The following is a 6,774-nucleotide window of genomic DNA, read 5'->3' as shown; positions in this document are numbered from 1 at the left end:
ATCAGGAACTGGAGTAGCGGTGTCTAGAACTGGAGTATCTGTATCAGGAACTGTAGTAGCGGCTATCAGAATCTGGAGTAGCGGTATCAGGAACTGGAGTAGCGGTAGCAGGAACTGGAGTAGCGGTATCAAGAACTGGAGTAGCGGTAGCAAGAACTGGAGTAGCGGTAGCAGGAACTGGAGTAGCGGTAGCAGGAACTGGAGTAGCGGTATCAAGAACTGGAGTAACGGTATCAGGAACTGTAGTAGCGGCTATCAGAAGCTGGAGTAGCGGTAGCAGGAACTGGAGTAGCAACTATCAGCAACAGCTAGCAACTTCCACAACAGCAGCGATGGCCGCAATTGCAGTAACGTAGGTGAGTGTGAATGATGAGTGTGAATGCAACGCCAACAACTTAGTGAGGCTCTAAGGGGGGCATCCTCTAAAGGTCGAATGAACTGCAAAAATGCAGTTCATTCGGCCGATAGGGCCGCCAAAATGCAAATGAACTGCAAAAGTGCAGTTCATTTGGGGGTATTTTAGGAGAATTTCGAAATTTGGCCGAAATGAACTGCATTTTTGCAGCTGATGGCCACGATATGAGGATTTTACGGCAAAATAACTGCACTTTTGCAGTTCACACACTCTTATCTATCCCAAAAGGCCAACGCGGATGCTTAACCGCCCGCGCTGGCCTCAAATTTTAGGGGGCGGTGAGGGGAACATCTGCAACCTCCGGGACGTCACGTCACCCGCAGAATCCGCAGATCTCCGTAGCATCTCCGTGGTATCTCTGCAGCATCTCTGCAGCATCTCCGTGGCATCCCGTCATCCACAGCATCCACCTCATCCGCCACACGCCGCGTTCTTATATCCAATCTCTCTTCCGGAAGATGAAATACATGCCGAGACCCAGCACGCCCATAATCCCCAGCACGATAAAGTAACCGTACCGCGAGTGCAGCTCCGGCATATTGTCAAAGTTCATGCCGTAGATGCCGGTAATCAGCGTCAGCGGGATGAAGATCGTCGTAATCGCGGTGAACACGCGCATGATTTCGTTGGCGCGGTTGGCGATGGCGGCCTGGTAGGCCTCGCGCAAGTTGCCGACGAGCTCGCGGAACGTATCGAAGTTCTCGGAGATCTTCACGGCGTTTTCGTAGATATCGCTGAAGTATTTTTGCAATTGGTCGTCGATCAACCGGAGGTCCTTCTTGTTCAGGATGTTGATAACTTCCTTCTGCGGCCCGAGCACCTTCTTTAGCCACAGAATTTCGCTTCGCAACCCAATGATTTCGTTCAGGTGCGAACGTTTCGTATGCATCAGGATATCTTCTTCCAGCTTCTCGATCTTCACTTCGATCCGGTCGCCGACGGTGAAATAATTATCGACCACCAGGTCGACCAGCAGGTACAGGAACCGGTCGGGTTCGCTGACCTCCTGCTCCCACAGGATCGGCTTCACGGCGCGGAGCTCATTGATTTTCTGTTTAGTAACGGTGATGATATAATGCCGTCCCAAAAAAATATTCAAAGCGCGCAGAAAAATTTCCTCATCATCATACCGAATGCTGTTCACAACGATAAAATAATGATTATCGTAGGTTTCGATCTTCGGACGCTGCTCCTCTTCGCTTAAGCAGTCCTCCACAGCCAGGTCATGCAGCGAAAATAAAGGCTGCAGCAAGGCAAGGTCGTCTACGTCCGCATCGATCCAATAGAAGCCATCTTCCGGAGCGGTGGTCGTCAGTTCTACGTCCTCGACGGGGGTAAATACGCCGGCTTGGACATGACGGATTTTCATAAGCTTTCACTCCCTTTCCCCAAGCCTGACGGGCCTGGGATGCTCTTGGTTGAAGCATAGGAAAGGGACCTGCCGTGGTTTCGCCCGGAACGATCAAATAGGCGTTTATGCAAACACCGGGAAACGAAAGTGCCCAAATCGTTCCACAGGCACCCAGCGGGTCGGTTTCCTATGCGATTGGTTTTCCTGGGTGGTCCTCTGCGGACTCGGGTCGCCTTCCATTCTCGGTTTCACCTCGCTATTTTTAGGTTGCCTTCACATTCGTTCTCCCCTAGGCCCGGCGGGGCCCAAAGGCACTTGTCTAGTATAACGCCAGCGAATGAAATGTTTCAACCCAAAAGTATACTATGTGAGCCGGATCAAAAGCGCTCCATGAAGCTCTGTGTGATTTTTCTCGCAGGTTCTTGACGGAATGCCGTCGGATACTTTAAAGTGAATGTCAGGGAACAGGCGCGATGCCCATGCCCTGCAAGTGAACTAAATATAGCGAAATCTTATCAAGAGCAGGTGGAGGGACTAGCCCGATGATACCCGGCAACCGGCGATTCTTCGTAATCGCAGCGGTGCTAATTCTTGCAGAACCGTCAGCTTCAAAACGCTGAACGGCTTCTGAGAGATGAGAGAGGCGCATACCGGATACGTAATGACCTTTCTCCCCGCGAGAGAGGTCATTCTGCATATATGGCCCCTCGAAACGGATGATTTAATGTTAGAAACCAGGATAAAAGGAGTGAAACCCCATGCCGATTAAAGTACCGGATCATTTGCCAGCCAAGGATGTCCTGACTAGCGAGAATATCTTTGTCATGGACGAAAGCCGGGCGTACCACCAGGACATCCGCCCGCTGCGGATCGCAATTCTCAACCTGATGCCCACGAAGGAAACCACGGAATCGCAAATTTTGCGATTGCTTGGGAATACGCCGCTCCAGGTGGAGATCGTCCTGCTTCATCCCAGCACCCACACCTCGAAAAATACGTCCGCAGAGCATCTGGAGATGTTCTACAAAACGTTCGACGAGATCCGTAATCGCCGCTTTGACGGCATGATCGTCACCGGAGCGCCGGTGGAACAGCTGGAATTCGAAGAAGTGAATTATTGGGAGGAACTGCAGGAAATTTTCGAGTGGTCCAAAACCCATGTCACTTCGACCATGCATATCTGCTGGGCCTCGCAGGCCGGCTTGTATTACCACTACGGCGTTCGCAAAATTCCGCTCGCAAAAAAATGCTTTGGCGTATTCTCCCATACGGTAAACGATCCGAAGGTGAAGCTGCTGCGGGGGTTCGACGAAGTGTTCCAGGTGCCGCATTCCCGCCATACCGACGTGGAGCGGTCGGACATCGAGCGGGTGCCGGAGCTGCAAATCCTGGCGGAATCGAACGAAGCCGGAATCTATCTGGTCGCCACCCGCGACGGCAAACAGATTTTCGTGAGCGGGCATTCGGAATACGATCCGGAATCGCTCAAATGGGAATATGACCGCGACGTCGCCAAAGGCATGGAGATCGAACTGCCGGTGAACTATTATCCGAATGACGATCCGACCCAAACCCCGCGCTCTTCCTGGCGGGCCCATGCTAACTTATTATTTTCCAATTGGCTAAACTACTATGTGTACCAAGAAACGCCGTACGACATCGATCAAACGGCCGATTTTGTATATGAGATCTAAAAGTGGAGGGATCGCAGGTGGGGGAGCAGAACAAGGAATGGCGCATTGAGAGCAGACTGGTGCAAATTGGATCCATAGAGGAGCCGGTTACAGGGGCGGTGAATTACCCGATCTATCAAGCCACGGCGTTTCGTCACCCGCGCCTGGGACAAAGCACAGGGTTTGATTATGCCCGAACGAAGAGCCCGACCCGCAAAGTGCTGGAAGACGCGGCGGCCGCCCTGGAGTCCGGGGATGCCGGGTTTGCCTGCAGCTCCGGAATGGCTGCGCTGCAGACGGTGTTTACGTTATTTTCGCAAGGAGATCACCTTATCGTATCGCTTGATCTGTACGGGGGGACGTACCGTTTGCTGGAGCGGATCATGTCCAAGTATGGCGTAACCGCTTCTTATGTGGATACCAACGACCTGGATGCGCTGGAGCAAACGCGCCGGCCCAACACGAAAGCCGTCATTATCGAAACGCCAACCAATCCGCTGATGATGATCACGGATCTTGAAGCGGTATCGAAATGGGCGCGGACCCATGGGCTGTTGACGATCGTCGACAATACGCTGATGACGCCGTATTTCCAGCGGCCGATCGAGCTGGGTGCGGATATCGTCGTGCACAGCGCGACGAAATACTTAGGCGGCCATAACGATGTTCTGGCCGGACTGATCGTCACCAAAGGCGAGGAGCTGTCGCAAGAGATGGCCATCCTGCACAACTCGATTGGCGCGGTGCTCAGCCCGTCCGATTCCTACCAGCTGATGCGGGGGATGAAGACGTTGGCGCTGCGGATGGAGCGGCACGAGAGCAATGCGCTGGCCATCGCCAAATTCCTGCAGTCGCATCCGCAGGTAGCGGAAGTGTTTCACCCGGGACTGGAGGATCACCCGGGGTACGCCATCCAGCGCAAGCAGTCGAGCGGCAACACGGGGATCTTCTCTTTTAAAGTGACGGATGCCCGTTACGTGGAGCCGGTGCTGCGCTCGTTGAAGCTGATCGCGTTCGCCGAAAGCCTCGGCGGCGTAGAGTCGCTGATGACGTATCCGGCAGTTCAGACGCATGCGGACATCCCAGAGGAGATTCGCAATGCGGTGGGGGTGGATGATCGCTTGCTGCGATTCTCGGTCGGCATCGAGCACGTCGATGATTTGATTGCCGACTTGGGCGGAGCGCTGGAAGCGGCAAGGCAAGAAGTCGAAGGGGGACAAGGCGCATGAGCGGGCAGGAGAAACGGGAGAACAAGTTCGAAACGAAACTGATCCATTTCGGCAGCGAAGTGGACGAGGCGACAGGCGCATCCAGCGTACCGATCTATCAGGCGTCGACGTTCCATCATCACGATATTTACAACCCGCCGCAGCATGATTACAGCCGTTCCGGGAACCCGACGCGGCAGGCGCTTGAGGATTACATTGCCGTGCTGGAAGGCGGGGTGCAAGGATTTGCGTACGCCAGCGGGATGGCGGCGATCTCGAGCACTTTGATGCTGCTCTCGGCCGGCGACCACCTCATCGTGACCGAAGATGTGTACGGAGGTACATACCGGCTGCTGTCGACGATTTTGAGCCGGATGAACATCGAGACGACGTTCGTGGACATGACGCAGCCGGAGCAGGTGAAGGCGGCTCTTAAAGCCAACACCAAAGCGGTATATATGGAGACGCCGTCCAATCCTACGCTTAAAATTACCGACATCGCGGACATTTCCGCCTGGGCGCGGGAGAAGGGGCTGCTCAGCATCGTGGACAACACGTTCATGACGCCGTATTATCAGCGCCCGATCGAGCTTGGAACGGATATCGTCCTGCATAGCGCGACCAAATTTCTCGGCGGGCATAGCGACGTACTCGCCGGCCTGGCAGTAGCGCGGACCGAGGAGGTGGCCCGTCAGTTGAAATACGTGCAGAACGGGCTGGGCACCGTCCTCGGCGCGCAAGACTCCTGGCTGCTGATGCGCGGCATGAAAACGCTGGGGGCCCGAATGGCGCACAGCGAGATCAGCGCCCGCAAGCTGGCCGATTGGCTGAGCCGCCGCGGCGATATCGACGCCGTCTACTATCCCGGCCTGCCGGATCACCCCGGCCGCGAGGTGCAGGAGAAGCAATCGACCGGCTACGGCGCGGTCGTTTCCTTCGACGTCGGTTCGGGCGAACGGGCCAAGCGGCTGCTGAACCTCGTGAAGCTGCCGCTGGTGGCGGTCAGCTTGGGTGCGGTTGAGAGCATTCTCTCATATCCGGCGATGATGTCGCACGCCTCGATGCCGCCCGAGGTTCGGGCCGAGCGAGGCATTACCGACGGACTGCTGCGTTTCTCCGTTGGGCTTGAGGACATCGACGATCTGCTCGCCGATTTGGACGAGGCCTTACGGAACAGTTAATCATCGGAATCGGGATAAATGGGAGGGTGTCCCCTACGTCAAGCTAGATGACGTAGGGGACACCCTTAACTATATTTATTCCCTTTTGAGAATGAAGATTTCTGAACATTTTTGAATGAAATTGATTGATTTTAGTGAAATATGTGTTATGATAAAAACGGTTGGAGGTATTATATGCTGACAGAAGAACGTTACAATTTGATATTACAGCGCTTACATGAGCGAGGAATCGTGAAGCTGCAGGAACTTGTAGATCTCATAGGAGCTTCTGAATCCACGATTCGCCGGGACCTGGTGGATTTGGAAAGCAGGCATTTGCTTAAACGGATTCACGGCGGAGCCAGCTTGCCCGGGGAAAGAAGCAAAGAACTAGGCATGGAAGAGAAAACGTTCAAAAACGTTCAGGAAAAGGAGGTTATTGCCCGTTTGGCTGCGGCGCAACTGCGGGACGGGGAATGTATTTACCTGGATGCGGGGACGACCACTTTGGGAATGATCTTCTATATAGAGGCCAAAGACATCACCGTTGTGACGAACGGTTTGTCGCACGTAGAAGCGCTGGTAAGCAAACAGATTCGCAGTTATTTAATCGGCGGGATGATGAAAACGCATACGAAAGCCGTTATCGGCAGCATTGCGCTCCAGAACCTGGACAACTTCCGGTTTGACAAATGTTTTCTGGGAGCCAATGGAGTGGACCCGGATATGGGTTACACGACGCCGGATCCTGAAGAGGCCCTGATTAAACGGAGAGCCCACGAATTGTCCGGTCAATCTTTCGTGCTTGCCGATACCAGCAAGCTTGGGGAAGTGACCTTTGCCAAGCTTTTTGATCTGGAACAAGCCGTGTTGATTACCGACAGAATGCCGGAACGCTGGCGTACCTCCATCACGCAGAAAACGAAAGTAATTGCGGAATAACTATGATGTAAAGCTGGGGGATAAG

6 protein-coding genes and 1 riboswitch are annotated in these 6,774 nt (G+C 54.0%); of the genes, 5 read left to right on the top strand and 1 reads right to left on the bottom strand.

Annotated features, from left to right (window positions below; genetic code table 11):
* Positions 1-271, top strand: a 271-nt coding sequence (locus BN3795_RS26000; RefSeq protein ID WP_232729999.1) for a hypothetical protein, incomplete at its 5' end; no start/stop codon positions are given.
* Positions 272-848: 577 nt separating this feature from the next.
* Here BN3795_RS26000 and corA read toward each other — a convergent pair.
* On the bottom strand, positions 849-1,784 hold the full coding sequence (gene corA, locus BN3795_RS21265; protein WP_068786704.1) for a magnesium/cobalt transporter CorA: 936 nt from the start codon (positions 1,782-1,784) through the stop codon (positions 849-851).
* Between the two features lie 491 nt (positions 1,785-2,275).
* Positions 2,276-2,407, top strand: a riboswitch (SAM riboswitch).
* Between the two features lie 117 nt (positions 2,408-2,524).
* On the opposite strand from corA, the gene metA reads away from it, so the two are divergent.
* The 4 genes from metA (at position 2,525) to BN3795_RS21245 (ending at position 6,749) form a co-directional block, all read left to right on the top strand.
* Positions 2,525-3,460 carry a homoserine O-acetyltransferase MetA gene (gene metA, locus BN3795_RS21260; RefSeq protein ID WP_068786703.1) on the top strand — a complete coding sequence of 312 codons (936 nt, stop codon included), beginning with the start codon at positions 2,525-2,527 and terminating at the stop codon, positions 3,458-3,460.
* Between the two features lie 17 nt (positions 3,461-3,477).
* Positions 3,478-4,668 carry an aminotransferase class I/II-fold pyridoxal phosphate-dependent enzyme gene (locus tag BN3795_RS21255; RefSeq protein ID WP_068786702.1) on the top strand — a complete coding sequence of 397 codons (1,191 nt, stop codon included), beginning with the start codon at positions 3,478-3,480 and terminating at the stop codon, positions 4,666-4,668.
* A complete protein-coding gene (locus BN3795_RS21250; RefSeq protein WP_068786701.1) occupies positions 4,665-5,828 on the top strand; it encodes a trans-sulfuration enzyme family protein in 1,164 nt (387 codons plus the stop codon). Before BN3795_RS21255 ends, BN3795_RS21250 begins: the two co-directional genes overlap by 4 nt.
* 174 nt (positions 5,829-6,002) lie before the next feature.
* A complete protein-coding gene (locus tag BN3795_RS21245) occupies positions 6,003-6,749 on the top strand; it encodes a DeoR/GlpR family DNA-binding transcription regulator (RefSeq protein WP_068786700.1) in 747 nt (248 codons plus the stop codon).
* Positions 6,750-6,774 lie beyond the last annotated feature (25 nt).

The sequence above is a fragment of the Paenibacillus phocaeensis genome, from assembly GCF_900021165.1.
Classification (GTDB): Bacteria; Bacillota; Bacilli; order Paenibacillales; family Paenibacillaceae; genus Fontibacillus; species Fontibacillus phocaensis.
Note: the sequence above shows the minus strand (reverse complement) of the source record. Positions and strands in the feature narration are given on the sequence as shown.